The sequence below is a fragment of the Fuscibacter oryzae genome (assembly GCF_016765795.1).
Taxonomy (GTDB): Bacteria; Pseudomonadota; Alphaproteobacteria; order Rhodobacterales; family Rhodobacteraceae; genus Fuscibacter; species Fuscibacter oryzae.
On record NZ_JAESVP010000002.1, the window covers coordinates 95557 to 119179 of the forward strand.

Genomic DNA, 23623 nt, shown 5'->3' on the forward strand with positions numbered 1-23623 from the left:
CCGGCCATGGATTGGGACAGGGGCACAAAAGTTTCGGCTATCCTGCACGGCGGGCTGATCCTGTGGGTCGCGCTGGGGGATTGGCTGTTTGCGCCGGCCAAGCCGCCCGAAGCGGTTGTGGCAGAGGTGTCGCTGGTGTCGGGCGAAGAGTTTCAGGCGATCATGGCCTCGACTCCGAACCCGTCCAAGGACAACAAGCCTGCGGTAGAGCCGCCAAAGCCGGTCAAGCCCGAACTGCCCACGGCAGAGACCAAGCCTGCCAAACGGCCCCCGGCCAAGCCCAAGCCCGCGCCGAAACCCGCGCCCGCGCCGGATGAGACGGTGCCGGTCGCACCCGATCCGCAGCCGATTGAGACGCCCCCGCCAAAGGCCCCCACGGCCGAGACCGAGCAGCCGATTCAGGTGCCCGACAGCACCGAGGCGCCCGCGCCGAAACCGGCCGAGAAGATCACCGAAACCCCGGTGACCGACCAGAATGACACGCCCGACGTGGCCGATCAGGCAACGCCCAAGGTCAGCGACACCGCGCCGCCGACCGATACGCCGCCGGAACCCGAAAAGCCCGCCGCCTCGCCCGAGGATAGCGCGGCCATGGTCGCGCCCGACGCCAAGCCCACCACCGCGCCGGAACTGGCGCCGACCCGGTCCTTGCGGCCCCGCACCCGTCCGCAGGCCCCGGTGGAACAGCCGACGGAAGACCCGGCCCCGACCGAGACGGCAACGGCGGATGCGACCGACAATCCGGCGGATACCACGGAACAAACCGACAGCACGGCAATTGACGATGCCCTTGCAGCGGCGCTGAACGATGCGACGGCGGATCAACCCGCCGACCAAAGCACGGACCAGCCTGCCGAGACCGGTGGCCAAGACCTGCCCAAAGGCCCGCCGCTGACGGCGGGAGAGATGGATGGGCTGCGGTCGGCCATCAACAAATGCTGGAACATCGGCAGTCTTTCCACCGCCGCCACTATGGTGCGCCTGACGCTGCGGGTGGAAATGGCGCCCGATGGCAAACCGACCTCGATCACCATGACCAACTATGACGGCGGTGATGAGGCTGCGGCCCAGCAGGCTTTCGAGACTGCAAAGCGTGCGGTCAGCCGCTCGGTTCGTGGCTGCAACGGCCCCGGTATGGACCTTGACCCGGCAAAGTACGACAGCTGGAACATCATGAACCTGACTTTCGACGCCTCTGGGATGCGACTGAGATGACGCACCCCGGACAAACCCATTGCCCGTGCCTGATGAGGAAACGATGAGCAAACTTCACGCCCTTGCGACCGCCTTCCTTTTGGGAATGCTTGCCGCCGTCCAGCCTGCGAATGCAGAGTTGAACATCATCATCGACTCTCCCGTCATCGAGCCGATGCCCTTCGCCATCCCCGATTTCGTGGATGAGGGGGGCGCGGGCGATTACGCGCAGAACATCAGCCGCGTCGTGGCGGCGGACCTTGCCGGAACCGGCCTGTTCCGCGAAATCCCGCGAGAGGCGCATATCAGCCGCGTCACCTCGTTCGATGCGCCCATTGCCTATAACGACTGGCAGGCGATCAACGCACAGGCGCTGATCACCGGGGCCGTGCAGGCCAGTGGCGACCGGATTGTCGTCAAGTTCTACCTGTTCGACGTGTTCACCGGCCAACCCCTGGGCGAGGGCCTGCAATTCGCGGGCACCCCCGGCACCTGGCGGCGCATGGCGCATAAGGTGGCCGATGCGGTTTACAGCCGGATCACCGGTGAAGGCGGCTATTTCGACAGCCGCGTCGTCTACGTTGCCGAAAGCGGGCCGAAGAACCAGCGGCAAAAGCGGCTGGCGGTGATGGATTACGATGGTGCGAACACCAGCTATCTGACCGACAGTTCCTCGATCGTGCTGGCGCCGCGCTTTTCGCCGACGGGCGGGCAGATCCTGTTCACCTCTTATGCCTCGGGCTTTCCGCAGATCTATCTGATGGATGTCGGCAGCCTTGGCGTGCGGGCGCTGGAACAGCAGGACGGCACGATGACCTTTGCGCCCCGCTTTTCGCCCGATGGCGGCACCATCGTGTTCAGTCTGGAGCGCGGCGGCAACACCGACATCTATGCGATGGATGTGAACGGCGGCGGGTTGCGGCAGTTGACCAATGCACCCTCGATTGAAACCGCGCCCTCGTTCAGCCCCGATGGCAGCCAGATCGTGTTTGAAAGCGACCGCTCGGGCAACCAGCAGCTTTACATCATGCCTGCGGGCGGTGGCGAGGCGCGTCGGCTGTCGGGCGGGCAGGGGCGTTACGGCACCCCGGTCTGGTCGCCCCGTGGCGATATGGTCGCCTTTACCAAGCAAAATCAGGGCCGGTTCCACATTGGCGTGATGCGCGTCGATGGCAGCGAAGAGCGTCTGCTGACCTCGTCCTTCCTGGATGAAGGCCCGACCTGGGCGCCGAATGGCCGTGTGATCATGTTCACCCGCGAAAGTGCGGGCGCGGGCGGGTCGGCGCAACTGTTCTCGGTGGATATCACGGGGCGGAACCTGCGCCAGATCACGACCGAAGGCGCTGCCTCTGACCCGGCATGGTCGCCGCTGTTGAAGTAATTCCTGTCGCGCCGCTGGTTAACACTGCGGCGCGAATCTGCTACATCTGGGCTATCGAGCCCCCAAAAACCACAAGGACATGCCCATGACCTTCCTGCCCAAAGCCCTTTTGATCGTTGCGGCCCTTGGCCTTGCCGCCTGTAACAACCCCGACCGCTATGGCAAGGGCGGCGCTGGCGGCCCAGGTGCCAATGGTGGCTATGGCGCGGGCGGCATCGACTCGACCGGCCTTGGCGACCCGAACAACCCCAACTCGGTCGCCTATTTCAACCAGCGCATCGGCGACCGCGTGCTGTTCGCGGTAGACCAGTCCACCGTGTCGGCCGAAGGGCGCGGCATCCTGCAAGGTCAGGCCCAGTGGCTGCAATCGCATCCCGATTACGCCTTCATCATCGAAGGCCATGCCGACGAACAGGGCACCCGTGAATACAACCTTGCCCTTGGTGCCCGCCGCGCCGCCGCCGTACAGGATTTCCTGATCTCGCAAGGCATCGCGCCCAGCCGGATGAAGACGATTTCTTACGGCAAGGAACGCCCGCTGGAGGTTTGCTCGGACGAGGCCTGCTATTCCAAGAACCGTCGCGCCGTGACCGTTCTGCAAATGGGCGCGGGGGCCTGATCTGATGCGCCGATTGGCCCTGTGCCTGGCGCTGGCGGCTTCGTCTTTCGCGGTGACCCCGGTTGCCGCGCAGGACAAGGCGCAGACGCTGGCCGACATCAAGGCAGAGCTGGGCCAGTTGATGGCCCAGTTCAACGGTCTGAAATCCGAACTGGTCACAAGCGGGGCCGCCAATGGCGGTGCCGCCGGGGGCGACGCCTTGCAGCGCATGGATGCGCTTGAGGCAGAGCTGACCCGCCTGACCGCCAAGACCGAAGAGGTAGAGCTGAAGCTGAACCGTGTGGTGGCCGATGGCACCAACCGCATCGGCGACATCGAATACCGCCTGTGCGAGGTGACCGAGGGCTGTGATGTGAACAACATCCCCGCTACGCCCACGCTGGGCGGCGATACGGGGGTGGCTGGCACGGCTCCGGCGGGCAACCCCGATCCGGCCCCTGCGGCCGGGGATGCACCTGAACTTGCGGTTGCCGAGAAGGCCGATTTTGACCGGGCCAAGGGGGTGCTCGGTCAGGGTGACTTTCGCACCGCCGCGGACCTCTTTGCGACCTATGCGCAATCCTACCCGGGTGGGCCGCTGACCCAAGAGGCGCAGTTCCTGCGGGGCGAGGCGCTGACCAATCTTGGCGATACCGCCGGGGCGGCGCGGTCATACCTCGATGCGTTTTCGGGCAAGCCCGATGGCAGCTTTGCCGCCGACAGCCTGCTGAAACTGGGCCAGTCGCTGGGCACGCTGGGGCAGACGCCCGATGCTTGTGTGACGCTGGCCGAGGTGGGCAACCGCTTTCCCGGCAGCAGTCAGGCAACGCAGGCCCAGACCTCGATGGCGGGGATGGGGTGCCAGTAGGCAGCCCTGACATGGGGGATACAGGGGCGGCTGAGGCCGCCCTTTTTGCTGCGCTGGGGGCGACATTTCCCCAAGGCCGCCCCGAAAGGGTGGCGGTTGCCGTTTCGGGCGGCGGCGATTCCATGGCGCTGCTGGCGCTGATGGCCGAGATGCCGGGCTGGCAGGTTCATGCCGTGACGGTCGATCACGGCTTGCGCGCCGAGGCTGCGGCAGAGGCGGCGCTGGTGGCGCGGTTCTGCGCGGCGCATGGCCTGCCGCACAGCGTTCTGCGCTGGGATCATGGCGGCGCGCCCAAAGGCAACCTGATGGAGGCTGCCCGTCTTGCACGGCTGTCGCTGATCGGGGAATGGGCACGGGGGCAGGGCATCGCCCATGTCGCCCTTGGCCATACCGCGCAGGATCAGGCCGAAACCCTTTTGCTGGGCCTGTCGCGCGCTGCGGGGCTGGATGGGTTGTCGGGCATGCGCGCCAACTGGCAAGACGGTGGCATCACATGGCTGCGCCCCCTGCTGGCCTTTTCGCGTGAGGATTTGCGGCAGGTGCTGTTGCGCCGGGGAATTGATTGGGCCGAAGACCCCAGCAACGCCAATGACCGCTTTTTGCGCGTTCGCATTAGGAAGGCGCTGGAACCCCTTGCCGCACTTGGTATTTCGGCGGAAATGCTGGCGCAATCCGCCGCCGCCCTTGCCCAATCGCGCGCAGCCTTGGACCGCATGACTGACGCCGCCGCGCAATCGGTGATGGTGCAGCGCGCCGGTGCCCTGTGCCTGAACCGCGACGCCGTGGCCGGAACCGACCCCGAGATCTTGCGCCGCCTGTTGCGCCGCGCCGTCCTTTGGCTGACCTGCGCGCGCCATGCCCCACGGGCTGAAGCGCTGCAACGGCTGGTCGCGGCGCTAAAGGCGGGGCAGGCGGCCACGCTGGGTGGTGTGCGACTGGTGCCCGCGCTCACCGGCCTGTGGCTGTGCCGAGAGGTGCGCAGCCTAGGCCCCGCCGTCGCGCCGGGCATGCTGTGGGATGGCCGCTGGCAGGTGCAGGGGCCGTTCGCCCCCGGCGATCAGGTGGCAGCCCTTGGCGCAGCCGGTCTGGCCCAGCTTGCCGATTGGCGCAGCATGGGCCTGCCGCGCGCCGTGCTGCTGGCGACACCGGCGATCTGGCGTCAGGGACAGCTTGTCGCAGCCCCCTTGGCCGGAAATTTCCCCGAATGGCAGGCGGAAGTGGTGCCAGCCTGCCACGCATTCAACATCGCGCATTGAAGCTGGCGCTGTAATCTCTATCTTAACGACCAAGCGGGCAGTTTGTGCCCTGACGATACGGAGACTTTTGTGGGCAACGCACGCAACATCGCGTTCTGGGTCATCCTGCTTTTGCTGATCCTTGTTCTGTTCAACCTGTTCTCGGGCACGACGATGACCGGCACCGACCGGGCGGTTTCGTATACCGAGTTCATGCAGCGCGTGGACACAGGCAAGGTCACGCAAGTGACAATTGATGGCGAGCGGGCCTTGGTCACCGGATCGGATGGCAGCCGCTATTCCACCGTGGTGCCCACCGATGCCACCTTGTCGGACAAGCTGGTGGCCAAGGGCATCGACGTTTCGGCGCGCCCGCAGCAAAGCTCTGGCCTGATGTCGCTGCTGTCGGTCTATCTGCCCTTCATCGTGCTGATCGGGGTCTGGATCTTCTTCATGAACCGGATGCAGGGCGGCGGGCGTGGCGGCGCCATGGGCTTTGGCAAAAGCCGGGCGAAACTGCTGACGGAAAAGCAGGGCCGCGTCACGTTTGACGATGTGGCCGGGATTGATGAGGCCAAGGAAGAGCTGGAAGAGATTGTCGAATTCCTGCGCAACCCGCAGAAATTCAGCCGTCTGGGCGGTAAAATTCCCAAAGGCGCGCTGCTGGTCGGCCCGCCCGGCACCGGTAAAACCCTGCTTGCCCGCGCCATTGCCGGTGAGGCGGGGGTGCCGTTCTTCACCATCTCTGGTTCCGACTTTGTTGAAATGTTCGTGGGCGTCGGCGCAAGCCGGGTGCGCGACATGTTTGAACAGGCGAAAAAGAACGCGCCCTGCATCGTGTTCATCGACGAAATCGACGCTGTTGGCCGCGCGCGGGGCGTCGGTATGGGCGGCGGCAATGATGAGCGTGAACAGACGCTGAACCAGCTTCTGGTTGAGATGGACGGGTTTGAGGCCAACGAAGGTGTCATCATCGTCGCGGCCACCAACCGCAAGGACGTGCTGGACCCTGCGCTGCTGCGCCCCGGCCGCTTTGACCGCCAGATCACTGTCGGCAACCCCGACATCAAGGGCCGCGAGAAAATTCTGGCCGTGCATGCCCGCAAGGTGCCGCTTGGCCCCGATGTCGATCTGCGCATCATCGCGCGCGGCACCCCCGGTTTTTCGGGCGCCGATCTGGCAAACCTTGTGAACGAAGCCGCGCTGATGGCCGCCCGTGTCGGCCGCCGCTTTGTCACGATGGATGACATTGAAAATGCCAAGGACAAGGTGCTGATGGGGCCGGAGCGCCGCAGCATGGTCATGTCGCAGGAAGACAAGGAAATGACCGCCTATCACGAGGCCGGTCACGCCATGGTTGGCATCAAGCTGCCGAAATGCGACCCGGTCCACAAGGCCACCATCATGCCGCGCGGTGCCGCCCTTGGCATGGTGATGAGCCTGCCCGAAATGGACCGTCATTCCTGGCACAAGGACCAGATGAAGGACCGTATCGCGATGGGCATGGCCGGCAAGGCCGCCGAAATCAAGAAATGGGGCGAAGACCGGGTTTCCTCGGGGGCCAGCGGTGACATTCAGAACGTCTCGGCTGTGGCGCGCGCCATGGTGATGCGCTGGGGCATGTCGGACAAGATCGGCAATATCGATTACTCCGAAGCGCATGAGGGTTATCAGGGCAACACCGGCGGGTTCAGCGTGTCCGCCGAAACCAAGCGCGTCATCGAGGATGAGGTGAAAGCGATCATCGACGAAGGCTATGCCCGCGCGATGAAGGTGCTGACCGATAACGAGGAAGAGTTCGAGCGTCTGGCCAAGGGCCTGCTGGAATATGAAACGCTGTCCGGCGATCAGATCCGCAAGGTCATGGCGGGTGAGCCGCTGGATGGTGGCGATGACGACGGCCCGAAAGATGCGGCACCCGGCCTTGTGGCCGTGCCCAAGACCCGCAGCCGCAAGCCCAAGGCCAACCCAGAGCCGGAACCTCTGGCGTGAGCCAAAAGGCGACACAAGACTGGAACCCCGGGGCCTATGCAAGGTTCCGGGGTTTGCGTTTGCGCCCGGCGCTGGACCTGCTGGCGCAGGTGGGCGATCTGCCCGCTGGCGATGTGGTCGATCTGGGCTGTGGCGATGGCGCTGTCGCCGAGGCGCTGGCCGCGCGGTTCCCTGAGCGGCGGCTGATCGGGGTTGATGCCTCGCCCGCGATGCTGGAGGCGGCGCAGGGTTATGACGCCAAGGTGCAGGCCGATATTGCCGAATGGCAGCCCGCAACGCCCCCTGCGCTGATCTTTTCCAATGCCGCCCTGCAATGGCTGCCCGATCATCCGGCGCTGTTGGCGCGACTGGCGGGGTTTTTGCCGCCCGGCGGGGTGCTGGCGGTGCAGATGCCGCGCCAGTATGCCGCCCCGTCACACCGCTTTTTGCGCGACATCGCGCAGACGATGTTTCCTGACCGCTTTGATTTCCGTCATTGGAAACCGCCGGTCGCGCCCGCGTCCGACTATTGGCAGGCGCTGGCCCCGCTGGGCGCGGTGCAGGCCTGGGAAACCGACTATGTCCAGCGGCTTGATCCGGTGGCTTTGGGGCATCCGGTGCGGTCGTTTACCGGCTCAACCGCGATGCGGCCCTTTGTTGACAAGCTGACCGAGGGCGAGGCTGCAACCTTTGCCGCTGCCTATGACGAAGCCCTGGGTGCGGCCTATCCGCTTTTGCCGGACGGGGCGGCGCTGATGCCGTTCCGCCGGGTTTTCTTTGTGGTAGAACGTTCATGGCAGCCCTGATCCCGACCCCCTTCTTTGGCACCATCACCTGGCTTGGCATCGTCGCCGACCGCGAAGCGCAGTTGGAAAGCCAATCGCTGACCCGGCTGGAGGCGCTTTTTTCCGGCCCCGTGGGCGAGGCGCATGGCGGGCTGACCCGCCCTTCATGCAGCCGGGTGCTTGGGCAATACCCGCGCAACACCGAAATCAGGAACACCCGCCAGCTCGCGGTGCTGTCGCAAGAAGAGCTGGACCGTACGGCCGCAGACATGGGGCTGGACGCCTTGGACCCGGCGTTGCTGGGCACGACCATGGTGATTGCCGGTATCCCTGATTTCAGCCACCTGCCGCCGTCATCGCGGCTTCAGGGCGAGGGGGGTGCCACGCTGGTGGTGGATATGCAGAACCGTCCCTGCACCTTGCCCGCCCGCCCGATTGAAAACCGGCATGCCGGTTTTGGCGTGCGGTTCAAGCCTGCCGCCCAAAACCGCCGCGGCGTGACGGCTTGGGTGGAGCGCGAGGGGATTTTTCTTCTGGGTGAAAAGATTCGCCTGCATGTACCAGATCAGCGCGCATGGGACTATCTGGGTGACGCCCGCGCGCCCGATTGACTGGAATTTTTGTTCTGCATGCGGAATATTCCCGGCCCACGTTCCACTGTTTCCGATAGGAAACGCGACAGGGCGAAATTGGCTGGCAAACTGTCGCAAATTCGCTCTGCCAGACGGGCTCGGACGGCTATCACCCCCATAACCGAGACGCGCGACCTAGGGGGGAGCCCATGGCCTTCAAGACCGATATCGAAATCGCCCGCGAAGCGAAGAAAAAGCCGATCATGGAGATAGGCGCAAAGCTGGGCATCCCGGCAGAGCATCTGCTGCCCTATGGCCATGACAAGGCCAAGGTGGGCCAAGAGTTCATCAAAAGCCTTGCGGGCAAGCCCGATGGCAAGCTGATCCTTGTCACCGCCATCAACCCGACCCCTGCGGGCGAGGGCAAGACCACCACCACCGTGGGTCTGGGCGATGGCCTGAACCGTATCGGCAAAAAGGCCGTGGTCTGTATCCGCGAGGCCAGCCTTGGCCCGAACTTCGGCATGAAGGGCGGCGCTGCGGGCGGCGGGATGGCGCAAGTCGTGCCGATGGAAGAGATGAACCTGCATTTCACCGGCGACTTCCACGCCATCACCAGCGCGCACAACCTGCTGTCGGCGATGATCGACAACCACGTCTATTGGGGCAACGAGCTGGGCATCGACGCTCGCCGCGTGGTGTGGCGCCGCGTGATGGACATGAACGACCGCGCGCTGCGCGACATCGTGGTGAACCTGGGCGGCGTGTCGAACGGCTTCCCGCGTCAGACCGGCTTTGACATCACCGTGGCTTCGGAAGTCATGGCGATCCTGTGCCTGTCGAACGATCTGGAAGATCTGCAAAAGCGTCTGGGCGACATCGTCGTGGCCTATACCCGCGAGAAAAAGCCGGTCTATTGCCGCGACATCAAGGCCGACGGTGCGATGACCGTTCTGCTGAAGGACGCGATGCAGCCGAACCTGGTGCAGACGCTGGAAAACAACCCGGCCTTTGTGCATGGCGGCCCGTTCGCCAACATCGCCCATGGCTGCAACAGCGTTATCGCCACCAAGACCGCGCTGAAACTGGGTGAATATGTCGTGACCGAAGCCGGTTTCGGTGCCGACCTTGGGGCTGAAAAGTTCTTTGACATCAAGTGCCGCAAGGCGGGCCTGAAGCCTGCCGCTGCGGTGATCGTGGCCACCGTCCGCGCGATGAAGATGAACGGCGGCGTGGCCAAGGCCGATCTGGGCGCCGAGAATGTCGAGGCCGTCAAGAAGGGCTGCCCGAATCTGGGCCGTCACATCGGCAACGTCAAATCCTTCGGCGTGCCGGTGGTCGTGGCGATCAACCACTTCTACAGCGACACCGATGCCGAGATTGCGGCTGTGAAAGCCTATGTCGCCGAGCAGGGCGCCGAGGCGATCCTGTGCAAGCACTGGGCGCAAGGGTCTGCTGGTATTGAGGAACTGGCGAACAAGGTTGTCGCCATGGCGGAATCGGGGTCGGCCAATTTTGCGCCGCTTTACCCCGATGAAATGCCGCTGTTCCAAAAGCTGCAAACCATCGCCAAGCGCATCTATCACGCCGATGACGTGATTGCCGACAAGTCGATCCGCGACCAGCTCAAGGCTTGGGAAGCGGCGGGTTATGGCCATCTGCCGATCTGCGTGGCGAAGACCCAATACTCCTTTACCACTGACCCGACCGTGCGCGGTGCGCCCACCGGCCACACGGTTCCGGTGCGCGAAGTGCGCCTGTCGGCAGGGGCTGGCTTCATCGTGGCAATCTGCGGTGAGATCATGACCATGCCGGGCCTGCCCAAGGTTCCGTCGGCCGAAGTGATCCGGCTGAACGATCTGGGTCAGGTGGAAGGTCTGTTCTGATCCTTGAAAAAGAGCGGGGGGCTTCGCGCCCCCCGCACCCCCCGCGGGATATTTGCAGAAGGGGAAGGTGCAGGGGTTTTCGAGCTTGAGCCGGGCCTTTAAGGAGTGACCGGAGCCGAGACGGAGTGTCCGATGCGCAAGCCTGCCGAATGCGAGACCATGGCCCATATCCGGGCCGAAATTGACAGGGTGGATGAGGATCTTGTTCGCCTGTTTGCAGAACGCACGGGCTATATCGACCGCGCGGCGCAGATCAAGGTTGGGGCAGATTTGCCCGCCCGGATCGACAGCCGCGTCGAAGAGGTAGTCCAGAATGTTCGCCGCCATGCCGCCACCTATGGGCTGCCGCCCGAACTGGTGGAAAAGCTGTGGCGGCGGTTGATCGACTGGTCCATCGCGCGCGAGGAAAACCACCTTGGGCCGGACAGTCTGCGCAAGGGCTGATCTTTCGGCCCGCTGATCGGGGAAAGACATGACCGCCACCCAGATTGACGGCCGCGCCATCGCCGCCCGGATGATGTTTGAAACCCTGACCGAGGCAAAGGCGCTGGCCGATGCCGGATGGCAGCCGCGGCTGGTTTCCATTTCCGTGGGCGATGTGGCGGCGGCAGAGCTTTATGTCCGCAACCAGCAGAAACAGGCCGAGGCCGCGGGCGTGGAGTTTGAGGCGCGCAATTACCCCAGCGAGATCTCACTGGAGCAGTTGACGGGCGTGCTGGCGGGGCTGAACGCCGACCCACGGGTGAACGGCATCATCATCCAGCGCCCCCTGCCGGCGCATATTCCGGTGAAAACGCTGCAAAAGGCGGTGCATCCGTTGAAGGATGTCGAGGGGATGCACCCGTCCTCCATCGGTAATATAGTATATAACGATCTTGCGCTTGGCCCCTGCACGGCGGTGGCGGCGGTGGAGATTTTGAAATCGCTGCCTCTGAAGGTTGAAGGACTGGATGTTTGCGTCATCGGCCACAGCGAGATTGTGGGCAAGCCCATCGCTTTTCTGATGATGGGGCTGGGGGCCACGGTGACGGTGTGCCACCATATGACACGGCAGGTTTCGGTGCATTCCCGCCGGGCTGATGCGGTGTTTGTGGCCGTGGGCAAGCCGGGGCTGGTGACGGGCGAAATGCTGAAACCGGGGGCCGCGCTGATCGACATCGGGATCAACCGGGTTGAGGGCAAAACGGTGGGCGACGCCGATTTTGCAAGTTGCGCAGAGGTGGCGGGCTGGATCACGCCAGTGCCCGGCGGGGTTGGTCCGGTGACGGTGGCGATTCTGATGAAGAACGCGGTTCTGGCGACCCGCATGCAGATGGAACATTACCGCAGCGCCTTTGCGATTGCGGTGTAAGGAGCAAGACATGACCAAGGTGATCGACGGCAAGGCTTTTGCGGCCAATGTGCGGGCGCAGGTGGCGGCGCATGTGGCGCGGCTGCGCGAAGAGCAAGGCATCCAGCCCGGTCTGGCCGTGGTGCTGGTGGGCGAAGACCCGGCGAGCCAGGTCTACGTTCGCAACAAACACGCCTCGACGATCGAGGTTGGTATGGCGTCTTTTGAACACCGCCTGTCGGCCGACACCAGAGAGGCCGATCTGCTGGCACTGATCGCGGCGTTGAACGCCGACCCAAAGGTGCATGGCATTCTGGTGCAACTGCCGCTGCCGAAGCATCTGAACAGCGACCTCGTGATCAACGCGATTGATCCGGCAAAGGATGTGGACGGTTTCCACATCTCGAACGTGGGTCTTCTGGGCACCGGGCAAAAGTCTATGGTGCCTTGCACGCCCTTGGGCTGCCTGATGATGCTGCGCGACCACCATGGCAGCCTTGCGGGGCTGAATGCGGTTGTGGTCGGGCGGTCGAACATCGTCGGCAAGCCGATGGCGCAACTGCTGTTGGGCGATAGCTGCACCGTGACCATCGCTCACAGCCGCACCAAGGATCTGGCAGAGGTCTGCAAGCGCGCCGACATCCTCGTCGCCGCCGTTGGTCGGCCCGAGATGATCACCGGCGACATGGTGAAACCGGGCGCCACGGTGATCGACGTGGGCATCAACCGGATCGAGCGTGACGGCAAAGCCAAACTGGTGGGCGATGTGCATTACGAAAGCGCCGCCAAGGTGGCGGGGGCGATCACCCCGGTTCCGGGCGGCGTTGGCCCGATGACCATTGCCTGCCTGCTGGCCAATACGCTGACCGCCTGCTGCCGCGCCAATAGCTTGCCGGAACCCGAAGGCCTGACTGCCTGACAGTTTGGCCGGGGTTGAAAGCCTCGGCCAATTCCTTTAGCCCGGTCTCATGTAATGATCCATTTGGTGGGCGAATGGCTGGCTTTTTGGCCGAATTGAAGTCGGACCTTCAGTCTAAGACGCCATACATCATTTGGGTGATCTGCTCTGGCGTATTTGCCACGACCGGACCCTTTGGCACCTATACCACCGTCAGCCTGCTGGGACGTCTGGTTTATTGGTTGCCGGTGCTGGCGATTTGCGTCGGTCTGGCGACCGTGGTGCGTGCCTTTGTCTGCGGCGGGCTTGGGCTGAAAGATTCGGTTTTTGGCTTTGTGCTGACCACGGTGCTGATCTGTCTTGTGCTGTGTCCGCCCTTCTATCTGGCCGCCAGACTGGTCTTTCTGGATCGCCGCACCAGCACACCGGGCCTGACGGAAATCATTCTTCTGGTCGGCTCGATCTCGATGGGGATGATCCTGCTGCGCCAGTCGGTCCAGCCCGTGGCCGGGGATGACAGCCCTGCGCCCAAAGGTGACGCAACGTCACTTCTGCACGAACTGCGTCTGTTGCGGCGGCTGGGCTCAGATTTGCAGGGCGATCTGTGGTCGATCACCGTGAACAACCATCACGTCGAGGTGGTGACCAGCGCGGGCAGCGCCAGTCTGCTGATGCGCCTTGGCGATGCCATTCTTGAGGCGGAACCGATCGAAGGCGATCAGGTTCACCGCTCTCATTGGGTGGCTTGGGCAGCGGTGGAAGGGGCCGACCGTGATGGCGCGCGGCTGTTCCTGCGCATGAAGGGTGGCCAGCGCATCCCGGTCAGCCGTGCCAACCGTGCCAAGGTGGAAGAGCGTTTGGGCCTTGCCCCCTCTGCCGAGGCGGTGGTCAGCAGCGCGGCATAGGCATAACCAGACAGCGCGGTCCTGTCACGATGGCGCGCGCGCCGGGGGACATCAGCGCCTGAAGTGCAGGGGCTTCCACGCGCAAACCGCCGGTATAGGCGCCAAAGGCGGGCAAGATCAGCCGCTGACCATCGGTCAGAAAACAGCGGCGGCTTTGCCCCGCCAGCCGCACCTTGGGATGAAAATGGCCTGACACCTCAAAGCCATCGCCACCTGCCTGATGGCGAAAGATCAGGCCGCCAAGCGGCAGTTCGGCCCGCAGGCTGCCGCCCAGATCGACCGGGCCGGGATCGTGGTTGCCCTCGATCCAGTGCCACATCCGGCCCGCCATCATCCGCACCAGCCACAGCCGGTCCGCCTCGTCCAGCGCCTCGGCAGCGGCCAGATCGTCAAAACTGTCGCCAAGGCAGACCACCTGCCGCGCGCCCGTCGCCTCCAACTCGGCATCCAGACGTTCCAGCGTGGCAGGGGTTTCATAGGGCGGCAGCAGGCCGCCCCCACGCCGGGCCAGCCGTTCCGATTTGCCAAGGTGCAGGTCTGACACGCACAGCAACCCCTGCGCTGGCCAGAACAGCGCGCCAGAAGGGCGGGCTTGCAGGTCGGCAGGGCCAAGGCGAAAGCTGTGGGGCATGGCGCAGGGTCTGGCGCGGGGCAGGGGGTCAGTCAAGCCCCGCCGCGCGCAACAGGGCCTGCGCCTCGGCCTCGGCCAGCCGTTCGCGGCCCGCACCTTGCACGGGGATCTTGCCGGGTTCCAGAAACAGGGGTGCCGCCAGCGGTGTCACGCCGTCCAGCCGGACAAGATCAATCCGCCCGCTTATGCGTGCCAGCATCGCCTCGATCCGGCCGAAATCGACCATGCCGCGCATCGTCTCTTCCCGAGTGATCTGCAACATCAGGTGGTCGGGGTCATAGCGGCGCAGCGTGTCATAGAGGATGTCCGACGAAAACGTCGCCTGCCGCCCCGATTTGCGGCGGCCCTGATGGGTCCGCTCGATCAGGCCCGCGATGATCGCCACGTTGCGAAAGGTACGCTTCATAACGGCATTGCCCTGCAACCACCCCTCCAGCCCTTGCCGCAGGGCCGCCAGATCGAACAGCGGCGCGGCATCGGTCACCGGATCAAGCCCCCAGATCAGCGTGGCATAATCGGTGGCGACAAAGCCCAAAGGCGCCAGCCCCAATTCCTCCATCCGCTTGGTCAGCAGCAGGCCCAGCGTCTGCTGCGCATTGCGCCCGGCAAAGCCGTAGATGCACAGATGCTCGCGCCCATCTTGTGGAAAGCTTTCCAACAGCAGCCGGTCGGGCGCGGGCAGGCGGCTGACCTCTCGCTGCAAGGCCAGCCAATGGGCGGTATGGGCGGGCAGGCCGGGCCAGCGCGGCTGTTGCAACAGCGCCATGATCCGGTCGGCCAGCAAGGTGGAGGTGGCGAATTTCGTGCCGCCAAACACCGCGACCTTGGGTTGCCGCCCCGGCTGGCGCGTGACCTCGACCGTCAGTTCGTTCAGCCCTTCATAGCGCACGATCTCGCCGCCGATCAGAAAGGTATCGCCGGGGGTCAGGCTGGCGGCAAAGGCCTCCTCGACCTCGCCCAAGGGGGTGGGCCGGCCGCGCAGGCGCACCTTCAGCGTTTCGGTATCGATGATCGTGCCAAGGTTCTGGCGGATCACGGCTGCTGTGCGCGGATCACGCAATTGCCATTTGCCGTTGCGCAAGAGGAGCCGCTGCCACTTGTCATAGGCCCGCAGCGCATAACCCCCGGTGGCGCAGAATGTCAGGCAGGCGGCAAACTGATCGCGGGTCAGGGCCGCGTAGGGTCCGGCTTGGGTGACCTCGGCATAAAGCGCGTCGGCGTCGAACGGGGCGGCGCAGGCCGCCATCAGGATATGCTGGCACAGCACATCGCGCGGGCCGGGGCCACGGGGGGCGCCGTCCAGATCATGGTCCTTGGCAGCTTGCAGGGCTGCAAGACATTCCACCACCTCAAAGCGGTTGGCGGGCACCAGCAGCGCCTTTGACGGCGCGTTATAGCGGTGGTTGGCGCGACCGATGCGCTGCACCAGCCGCTTGACGTTCTTGGGCGCGCCGACCTGAATGACAAGGTCCACATCGCCCCAGTCCAGCCCCAGATCCAGCGACCCGGTGCAAACCACGGCGCGCAACCGGCCTTCGGCCAGCGCGGCCTCCACCCGCTCGCGCGCCTCACGCGACAGGCTGCCGTGGTGGATGCCGATGGGCAGATCATCTTCGTTCTGCAACCAAAGGTTATGAAAGAAGATTTCGGCCTGCGCGCGGGTGTTGTGAAAGATCAGCGTGGTCTTGTGGCGCCGCACCTGTTCCAGAATTTCCGGAATGGCATGGCGCGCGCCGCCCCCGGCCCAAGGGGGCGGAGTTTCGGTTTCCAGCATCGATATCTCGGGGTCGGGGCCGGGGTCGGCCAGCAGAATGGCGGTGTCCTTGCCCAGATAGGCCGCCAGTGCGGGCGGGTCTTCGACCGTGGCCGACAGGCCCACGCGGCGCAGGCCAGGCGACAGGCTGCACAAACGTGCAAGGCACATCATCAATTGATCCCCACGCTTGGATTCGGCCAGCGCGTGGATTTCGTCCACGATCACCCTTTGCAAGCCATCAAAGATGCGTGGCGCGTCTTCATAGGACAAGAGCAGCGCAAGGCTTTCCGGCGTGGTCAGCAGAATGTGCGGCGGATCGGCCCGCTGACGGCGCCGCTGCGTGTAGCTCGTGTCGCCGGTCCGATCCTCAACCCGGATCGGCAGACCTGCGCCCTCAATCGGGGTGCGCAGGTTGCGGCGGATATCGGCAGTCAGGGCCTTCAGCGGCGAAATATACAGTGTATGCAGCCCCTTGTGCGGCGAATTTGCCAGTTCACTCAAGGTTGGCAAAAATCCCGCCAGCGTCTTGCCGCCCCCCGTTGGGGCGATGAGCAGGGTTGAGGACGCCTCGGCCCGCTCCAGCATGGCCTGCTGATGGGGGTGCAACTGCCAGCCTTTGGCATCGAACCAGCGCGTGAGGGCAAGGGGAAGCAGGGCCATGCCGCCAAGCTAGGGCGCTGGCATGCCGCCGAAAAGGGTGAAGCGCGAAAATGCCATGCACAAGGTCGCGGGCAGGCTTGCGAGACAGCGCGCCGGGGCCTAGGACGGGGCCATGAAACTGTTATTCCTTGGCGATGTGATGGGGCGCGCGGGCCGTGCCGGGGTGGCTGAACGGCTGCCGAAACTGCGGGCTGACTGGGGCCTTGATTTTGTCGTGGTCAATGGCGAGAACGCCAGTCAGGGCGCGGGGCTGACGGCGGAACATGCACGCCTGCTGTTGCAGGCCGGGGCCGATGTGATCACGCTGGGTGACCATGCGTTCGATCAGAAAGACATGCTGCAATTCGCCGAAACCGAAAGCCGCATCATCCGTCCGCTGAATTTTTCCAAGGTTGCGCCGGGCAAGGGCGCGCGGGTCTATGAGGCAACGCAGGGCCGCAAGGTTCTGGTGGCGCAGGTGCTGGGGCAGGTGTTCATGAAGCGCCCCTTTGATGACCCGTTCAGCGCGATTGAGACGGTGCTGAAAACCCATCGCCTTGGTGCCGCCGTGCAGGCCGCCATCATTGATGTGCATTGCGAGGCGACCAGCGAAAAGATGGCGATGGGCCATTGGTGCGACGGGCAGGCCAGCCTTGTCGTTGGCACACATACCCATGTGCCGACCGCCGATCACATGATCTTGCCGGGCGGCACCGCCTATTTGTCCGACGCGGGCATGTGCGGCGATTACAACAGCGTGATCGGCATGGAAAAACTGGAACCCCTGCGTCGCTTTATCACCGGCATGGCCAGTGGCCGGTTTGAACCTGCGGGTGGCGAGGCGACCCTTTCGGGCGTCTATGTTGAAGCCGATGACCGCACCGGCAAGGCCACGCGCATTCGCGCCGTGCGCCAAGGCGGGCGGCTGGAGCAGGCCGGACCCTGATGCAGCGCCTTTACATCATCACCTTGGTTTTGCTGGGCATCGGTTGGGGCGGTACGCAACCCCTTGGCAAGATTGCCGCATCAACCGGGCACAAGCCGTTCGGGCTGATCCTGTGGCAGTTGGTGGTCTGCGTTCTGGTCTTGGGCGGGCTGACGCTGCTGCGGGGCAAGCACCTGCCGCTGAACCGCGCGGCGTTGCGGTTCTATGTGGTGGTGGCGGTTCTGGGCACGCTGGTTCCGAACTATACCTTTTACCTGTCGGTCAGCCACCTGCCGGCGGGGATCATGTCGATCATCATCGCCTCGATCCCGCTGATCGCCTTTCCGATGGCCTTGGCTTTGGGGATGGACCGCTTTTCGCTGTCGCGCCTTGGCGGGCTGACGCTGGGGCTGGCGGGGGTGGGGGTTATCGCGCTGCCGGGAGCCGCGCTGCCCGACCCGGCAATGGCCGCATGGCTGCCGGTGGCGATGGTTGGCCCGCTGTTTTATGCCATTGAGGCAACCTATGTCGCGCGCACCGGCATTGGCACGATGGATGCCATTCAGGCGATGCTGGGCGCCTCGATCGCGGGGCTGGTGCTGTGCGTGCCGTTGGCGCTGGCGACCGGGCAATGGTTCACGCCGCCGCTGCCCTTGGGCCGGGCGGAGTGGGCGCTGGTTGCCTCATCCGCGCTGCATTCGGTGCTTTATGCCACCTATGTCTGGTTGGCCGCACGGGCGGGGGCGGTGTTTGCCAGCCAGACCAGCTATGTTGTCACTGTCGCCGGTGTCTTCTGGGCGATGGTGATTTTGGGAGAGCGGTTGACCGGCGGCATCTGGGTTGCTGCGGCCCTGATGATCGGCGGGCTGTTTCTGGTGCGCCCGCGCGCGCGGCAGATTTAATCGGCGCATCACGACTGGTTTTGTAGAATTTTCTTCCCTTTGTCGCCCTCCCGCGCCTATATGCCGCGAAATGACCGGGGGGTGACATGCTGGGACTTGATCTGAGCCAGACCACGCAAACCATCGTCGCGCTGGCAATTCTGGCGGGTATGTTCACCCTGTTCCTGCGCGAAACCTACCCGGTTGAAGTGGTCGCCATGGGCGGTGCCGCGCTGATGATGATGGTGGGCATCCTGCCGGTCAAGGCCGCGACCGAGGTTCTGTCAAACTCTGCCCCATGGACCATCGCCATGATGTTCCTGATCATGGGCGGGCTGGTCAGGACCGGCGCGGTTGAAATGCTGATCGGCATTGCCGAGGCCCATGCCGGCAACCGGCCCCGCACCACGGTTGCCGTGCTGTTTTCCTTTGTCGCCATCGCTTCGGCCTTCATGAACAACACGCCTTTGGTGGCGGTGATGATCCCGGTTGTCATCCAGATCGCGGCGCGGATCGGCACGGCCCCGTCAAAGCTGTTGATTCCCCTTAGCCACATGACGGTGCTGGGGGGCATGATGACGCTGATCGGCACCTCGACCAACATTCTGGTCGATGGGGTGGCGAAGAAAGAGGGGCTGGCGCATTTCACCCTGTTTGAGGTGGCCCCGCTGGGTCTGGCTGTTACGCTGGCGGGGGGCCTTTATCTGGCGCTGTTCGGCAACCGGCTGTTGCCGGTGCGTCAGTCGATGGCCTCGTTGCTGGGTGACCGAAAGCGGATGAAGTATTTCACCGAAGTGGCCATTCCCGAAGATTCGGTGCTGGTCGGCAAGCCGGTGAACGAGGTGCCGCAGTTCAAACGCGCGGGCGTGCGGGTGATCGACGTGTTGCGGGGCGATCTGTCGTTGCGCCGCGCGATGGAGGGCGTGGTGCTGCAAGGCGGCGACCGCGTGGTTCTGCGCACCGAGATGACCGAGATTCTGGATATGCAAAGCCGCACCGACATGCGGATGGCCGACAAGCTGTCCTCGGTGGAAACCGAGACGGTGGAGGTGCTGATCACCCCCGGTTGCCACATGATCGGGCGGACGCTGGGAGAGATGCGCCTGCGCCGCCGCTATGGCATTTATGTGCTGGCGGCCCACCGCCGCAGCCAGAACATCGGGCGCCAGCTTGACGAGCTGGAGGTGCAGGTCGGCGATACCCTGCTGCTGGAAGGCCGGGCCGAAGATATCAAGCGGCTGGCCGAAGATATGGCGATGGTCGATGTCAGCCACCCCAAGGCCCGCGCCTATCGCCGCGCCAAGGCCCCCATCGCGATTGGCGTGCTGGCCATGGTGGTCATCCTGTCCTCGCTGGATGTGGCCCCCATTCTTGTGCTGGCCTTCATCGGGGTGGTGGTGATCTTGCTGGCGCGCTGCGTTGATGCGGATGAGGCGTTCGATTTCGTCGATGGCCGTTTGATGGCGATGATTTTTGCCATGCTGGCGGTGGGCGAAGGGCTGGACCGTTCGGGCGCGGTGGCCATGATCGTGACGGCGGTCAAGCCGTTGATGGAAGGGTTGTCACCATTTGCGATGATCCTTGCGGTCTATCTGTTGGGGCTGATCCTGACCGAATTCCTGTCGAACAACGCCGTGGCGGTGATTTATACCCCTATTGCCATTCAACTGGCGCATGGCTTAGGCGTGGACCCGCGGCCTTTTGTGGTGGCGGTGATGTTTTCGGCCACCTTGGCCTTTGGCACGCCTGTCGGCTATCAGACCAACATGATGGTTTACGGGCCGGGCGGGTACAAGTTTCTCGACTTTACCAAGATCGGCATTCCGCTGAACATCATCACCTGGCTGCTGTGTTCGGCACTGATCCCGTTGATCTGGCCGTTGTATCCCTGACCGCTCTGCCCCTCACCCTGACCCTCTCCCCCAAGGGGAGAGGGAATGCGCCCGAATGGCCATGGTGCGCCGGTGGCAGGGAGGCGCCTCTCCCTCTCCCCTTGGGGGAGAGGGCCGGGGTGAGGGGAGAGGGCTTGCCGCCGCCTTGCCCCGTGGTGTAGAGGACGCCATCACCGAAGATCAGGGGTTCAGGGGTCATGGCAGGCCATTCGAAATGGGCGAACATCCAGCACCGCAAGGGCAAGCAGGATGGCATCCGCTCCAAGATGTTCTCAAAGCTGTCGAAGGAAATCACCGTCGCGGCCAAGATGGGCGACGCGGACCCCGACAAGAACCCGCGCCTGCGTCTTGCGGTCAAGGCGGCCAAGGCCGTGTCGATGCCCAAGGACGTGATCGAACGCGCCATCAAGAAATCGCAGATGGGCGACGCGGCGGATTATGTGGAAATCCGGTACGAGGGCTATGGCGCGGGCGGCATCGCCATCATCGTCGAGGCGCTGACCGATAACCTGAACCGCACCGCCAGCAATGTGCGCAGCTATTTCACCAAGGGCGGCGGCAACATGGGGCAGACCGGATCGGTTTCCCACAGCTTTGACCGCTTGGGCGAAATTTCCTATCCGGCCTCGGTTGGCAGCGCCGATGACGTGATGATGGCCGCGCTGGAGGCTGGCGCGGACGATGTGGAATCGGATGACGAAGGTCATTGGGTCTATTGCAAGATCGAAGACCTGTCGGCGGTGTCCGATGCGCTGGAAAAGGCGCTGGGCGAATCGACCGAGGCCAAGCTGATCTGGAAGCCCCAGACCCTGACCGAGGTGGATCTGGACACCGCGCAAAAGCTGATGCGCCTGATCGACCTTTTGGAAGAAGATGATGACGTGCAGACCGTCACCCATAATTTCGACGTGCCCGAGGATGTGGCCGCGCAATTGTAAAGCGGCCAACGGCACGGTTTCCAAAGGCCCCTTCGGGGGCCTTTTGTTTTGTTTGGGGGCGCAGATCGGGTGACGCTTGACATTGTGCCTGACCGGAACAGCCGCGCCAGCGGCCCGGGCAGCGCCCGACCGCCCCCCGGGCGGGCGCTTCTGCGCCGTCAGATATTGGCTCGGCCGTCACGTGCCATAAAGCGCCTGCATCGCACCGTCGCGCGCCCACCCGCGGTCGGGCACCGCCCTTTGTTGCGCCAAGGGTAAACCGGATCAGCTAAACCAACCCCTTCGCCGCATGGGCGCGGATCGCCCGGGTCAGCGGTGCCAGCGCCGGGGCGGCCAGCCGGGTGAACTGCCAGTGCAAGGGCACGTCCAGCGCGCTGCCGGGCACAAGCTCTGCCAGACGGCCCGTATCCAGATGCGGGCGCACCAGCGTCTCGGGGTTCAGCGCCCAGCCAAGGCCCAAAAGGCACGCCTCGACAAAGCCTTGCGAACTGGCCAGCCGGTGGGTTGGAAACACCTGCCGTGCGCCCTTGACCTGCCGCGTGACCCAGCGTTCCTGCAAACGGTCCTTGTCGGAAAAGGTCAGGGCAGGGGCCTTGGCCAGCGCCTTTGCCGTCGGCCCATCGGGCATCCACCGCGCCAGATAGGCAGGCGAGGCGGTGGCAAGATAGCGCAGCGCCCCAAGGGGCAGGCTGTCGCAGCCGGGCGGGGCGGTGGGATGGGCGGTGATGGCCGCCACAACCTCTCCCCGCCGCAGCCAGTCCTGGCTGACATCCTGATCGTCGATCACCAGATCGAACAGGAACCCGTCGCATTCGGCCAGCGCGGGCAGCACCCAGGTTGCCAGACTGTCGGCATTGACCGCGATGCGCAGCGTCAATGGCCCGGTTCCCAGTTGCGGCAGGTCTTGCCGCAAGGTGCGCTCCAGCACCTCCACCTCGTCATGGTGCCGGATCAGCCGCAGCCCGGCAGCGGTGGCGACGCAAGGTTGCCCCCGCCGCACCAGCAGCGTGCCGGTCTGCTCTTCCAGCGCCTTGATCCGCTGAGAGATGGCAGAGGCCGTTACCCCCAGCCCCGCCGCCGCCAGATCGAACGACCCGCGCCGATGCACGGCGGCAAGGGCGGCCAGTTGGTTGGGGTCCAGCATGGATTAGTTTTCCTTAATCAAGGAAAGACATATTAAGTCGCCTTTCGCTGCGCCGACAAGCTATGTCAGGGCAAAACGGGGGTGCGTGATGACGGGCGAGAAGGATCTGACAAGGCTGCTGGCCGGAATGGCGCCAGAATTGCGGGGGCTGGACTGGGGTTTTGCCGTGGCGGCAGAGGCTCCGGGCGGGCTGCCCTGCTTTGCCACCATTGCAGAAGACGAGGGCCTGACGCTGATCGCCCCGATGGCGCAGCTTTCGGCGGCGGGCCTTGCGCCCATCGGGCCGATGGCGCGGATCACCCTGACCGTGCAGTCGTCGTTGGAGGCGGTGGGTCTGACCGCCGCCTTCGCCAGCGTACTGGCGCAGGGCGGGATCAGCGCCAATGTCATCGCCGGGTTTCACCATGACCATATCTTCCTGCCAGCCGCCGATGCCGACCGCGCCATGACCCTGCTGCGGGGGCTGTCGAATGGGTAACGCGGCTGTCTCTGGCTTTCTCGTCTCTCTCAGCCTGATTCTGGCGATCGGGGCGCAGAACGCCTTTGTGCTGCGTCAGGGCATCCGGGGTGAACATGTCTTTGCCGTGGTGGCGGTCTGCGCGTTGTCTGATGCGGTGCTGATTGCGGCGGGGGTGACGGGGTTCGGCCTTGCCTCGGCGCATCTGCCCTGGCTGGGCACGGCGATGCGCTGGGCGGGGGTGGCGTTTCTGCTGGTCTATGGCGCGCTGCGGTTTCGGGCGGCGGCACGGGGGGGCGAGGCGCTGATGCCTGCCCCCGGTGCCTCGCCCCCCTTGGGCCGGGTGCTGGCCACCTGCCTGACGCTGACCTGGGCCAACCCGCATGTCTATCTGGATACGGTGGTGCTGCTGGGGTCGATTGCGGCGCAGTACAGCCCGCACAAGCTGGCCTTTGGCATCGGGGCGGCCAGCGGGTCGGTGGTGTTCTTTTCGGCGCTTGGGTTTTGCGCGCGGCTGCTGGCCCCGGTCTTCGCCCGCCCGCGCGCCTGGGTGGTGCTGGAACTGGTGGTCGGCCTGACCATGTGGGCGCTGGCGCTGGGGCTGGCCTTGGGGGGCTGACCTTAGCGGGCTGCCCCCCGCCGCGCCGCGTTGCGTGCCCTACCGGGGCAGCGTGCGCCTGCCTTGCCCCAGATTAACCCTGCGCGCCTAGCGTCCGGCCTCAGCACATGCCGGAGGT

22 protein-coding genes are annotated in these 23623 nt (G+C 64.6%); 19 read left to right on the top strand and 3 right to left on the bottom strand.

Translation table 11 applies throughout. The features are described from left to right. Positions 1–6: 6 nt before the first annotated feature. The 13 genes from JI744_RS03655 (at position 7) to JI744_RS03715 (ending at position 13623) form a co-directional block, all read left to right on the top strand. Positions 7–1215 carry a cell envelope biogenesis protein TolA gene (locus tag JI744_RS03655; RefSeq protein WP_202658347.1) on the top strand — a complete coding sequence of 403 codons (1209 nt, stop codon included), beginning with the start codon at positions 7–9 and terminating at the stop codon, positions 1213–1215. 43 nt (positions 1216–1258) lie between these two features. Continuing rightward, complete coding sequence (tolB, locus tag JI744_RS03660; protein WP_202658348.1) at positions 1259–2575, top strand: Tol-Pal system beta propeller repeat protein TolB; 1317 nt, start codon at positions 1259–1261, stop codon at positions 2573–2575. 85 nt (positions 2576–2660) lie between these two features. Continuing rightward, the gene (pal, locus tag JI744_RS03665) at positions 2661–3194 is read left to right on the top strand and encodes a peptidoglycan-associated lipoprotein Pal (RefSeq protein ID WP_202658349.1); all 534 of its coding nucleotides are present in this window, start codon (positions 2661–2663) and stop codon (positions 3192–3194) included. Positions 3195–3198: 4 nt separating this feature from the next. Beyond that, positions 3199–4041: a tol-pal system protein YbgF gene (gene ybgF, locus JI744_RS03670; protein ID WP_202658350.1), complete on the top strand. Its 843-nt coding sequence runs from the start codon at positions 3199–3201 to the stop codon at positions 4039–4041. An 11-nt stretch (positions 4042–4052) separates the two neighbouring features. Next, a complete protein-coding gene (gene tilS, locus JI744_RS03675) occupies positions 4053–5297 on the top strand; it encodes a tRNA lysidine(34) synthetase TilS (RefSeq protein WP_202658351.1) in 1245 nt (414 codons plus the stop codon). Between the two features lie 69 nt (positions 5298–5366). Continuing rightward, positions 5367–7268: an ATP-dependent zinc metalloprotease FtsH gene (gene ftsH, locus JI744_RS03680; RefSeq protein ID WP_202658352.1), complete on the top strand. Its 1902-nt coding sequence runs from the start codon at positions 5367–5369 to the stop codon at positions 7266–7268. Next, complete coding sequence (locus JI744_RS03685) at positions 7265–8053, top strand: methyltransferase domain-containing protein (RefSeq protein ID WP_202658353.1); 789 nt, start codon at positions 7265–7267, stop codon at positions 8051–8053. Before ftsH ends, JI744_RS03685 begins: the two co-directional genes overlap by 4 nt. Continuing rightward, a complete protein-coding gene (locus tag JI744_RS03690; RefSeq protein ID WP_202658354.1) occupies positions 8041–8643 on the top strand; it encodes an MOSC domain-containing protein in 603 nt (200 codons plus the stop codon). The genes JI744_RS03685 and JI744_RS03690 overlap by 13 nt, the downstream gene beginning before the upstream one ends. A 170-nt stretch (positions 8644–8813) precedes the next feature. After that, entirely contained in the window at positions 8814–10490 is a 1677-nt protein-coding gene (locus JI744_RS03695) for a formate--tetrahydrofolate ligase (protein WP_202658355.1), read from the top strand. 132 nt (positions 10491–10622) lie between these two features. Next, complete coding sequence (locus tag JI744_RS03700; RefSeq protein ID WP_202658356.1) at positions 10623–10934, top strand: chorismate mutase; 312 nt, start codon at positions 10623–10625, stop codon at positions 10932–10934. Between the two features lie 28 nt (positions 10935–10962). Beyond that, positions 10963–11841, top strand: coding sequence for a bifunctional 5,10-methylenetetrahydrofolate dehydrogenase/5,10-methenyltetrahydrofolate cyclohydrolase (locus JI744_RS03705; protein ID WP_202658357.1), 879 nt, complete (start codon positions 10963–10965; stop codon positions 11839–11841). A gap of 10 nt (positions 11842–11851) precedes the next feature. After that, on the top strand, positions 11852–12739 hold the full coding sequence (gene folD / locus JI744_RS03710; protein ID WP_202658358.1) for a bifunctional methylenetetrahydrofolate dehydrogenase/methenyltetrahydrofolate cyclohydrolase FolD: 888 nt from the start codon (positions 11852–11854) through the stop codon (positions 12737–12739). 74 nt (positions 12740–12813) lie between these two features. Beyond that, positions 12814–13623, top strand: coding sequence for a LytTR family DNA-binding domain-containing protein (locus tag JI744_RS03715; protein ID WP_202658359.1), 810 nt, complete (start codon positions 12814–12816; stop codon positions 13621–13623). On the opposite strand, the gene pdeM is transcribed toward JI744_RS03715, so the two are convergent. Both pdeM and JI744_RS03725 read right to left on the bottom strand, forming a co-directional pair. Further along, the gene (gene pdeM, locus JI744_RS03720; protein ID WP_202658360.1) at positions 13607–14254 is read right to left on the bottom strand and encodes a ligase-associated DNA damage response endonuclease PdeM; all 648 of its coding nucleotides are present in this window, start codon (positions 14252–14254) and stop codon (positions 13607–13609) included. The genes JI744_RS03715 and pdeM overlap by 17 nt on opposite strands. Positions 14255–14282: 28 nt before the next feature. Then, entirely contained in the window at positions 14283–16670 is a 2388-nt protein-coding gene (locus tag JI744_RS03725; RefSeq protein ID WP_202658361.1) for a ligase-associated DNA damage response DEXH box helicase, read from the bottom strand. A gap of 112 nt (positions 16671–16782) precedes the next feature. On the opposite strand from JI744_RS03725, the gene JI744_RS03730 reads away from it, so the two are divergent. From JI744_RS03730 to JI744_RS03745, 4 genes are all read left to right on the top strand, one after another. Beyond that, positions 16783–17595 (top strand): TIGR00282 family metallophosphoesterase, encoded by an 813-nt coding sequence (locus JI744_RS03730; RefSeq protein WP_202658362.1) that lies wholly within the window; start codon positions 16783–16785, stop codon positions 17593–17595. Continuing rightward, positions 17595–18476: a DMT family transporter gene (locus JI744_RS03735; protein ID WP_202658363.1), complete on the top strand. Its 882-nt coding sequence runs from the start codon at positions 17595–17597 to the stop codon at positions 18474–18476. The genes JI744_RS03730 and JI744_RS03735 overlap by 1 nt, the downstream gene beginning before the upstream one ends. A gap of 86 nt (positions 18477–18562) precedes the next feature. Beyond that, entirely contained in the window at positions 18563–20347 is a 1785-nt protein-coding gene (locus tag JI744_RS03740) for an SLC13 family permease (RefSeq protein ID WP_202658364.1), read from the top strand. Between the two features lie 197 nt (positions 20348–20544). Then, positions 20545–21285 (top strand): YebC/PmpR family DNA-binding transcriptional regulator, encoded by a 741-nt coding sequence (locus JI744_RS03745; RefSeq protein ID WP_202658365.1) that lies wholly within the window; start codon positions 20545–20547, stop codon positions 21283–21285. Between the two features lie 268 nt (positions 21286–21553). Here the strand turns inward: JI744_RS03745 and JI744_RS03750 are convergent, their stop codons facing one another. Next, complete coding sequence (locus tag JI744_RS03750; RefSeq protein ID WP_202658366.1) at positions 21554–22429, bottom strand: LysR family transcriptional regulator ArgP; 876 nt, start codon at positions 22427–22429, stop codon at positions 21554–21556. 88 nt (positions 22430–22517) lie between these two features. Here JI744_RS03750 and JI744_RS03755 point away from each other — a divergent pair, with 88 nt between their 5' ends. Continuing rightward, the gene (locus JI744_RS03755; protein ID WP_202658367.1) at positions 22518–22907 is read left to right on the top strand and encodes an ACT domain-containing protein; all 390 of its coding nucleotides are present in this window, start codon (positions 22518–22520) and stop codon (positions 22905–22907) included. Next, positions 22900–23505 carry a LysE/ArgO family amino acid transporter gene (locus tag JI744_RS03760; RefSeq protein ID WP_202658368.1) on the top strand — a complete coding sequence of 202 codons (606 nt, stop codon included), beginning with the start codon at positions 22900–22902 and terminating at the stop codon, positions 23503–23505. The genes JI744_RS03755 and JI744_RS03760 overlap by 8 nt, the downstream gene beginning before the upstream one ends. The last annotated feature ends 118 nt before the right edge of the window (positions 23506–23623 follow it).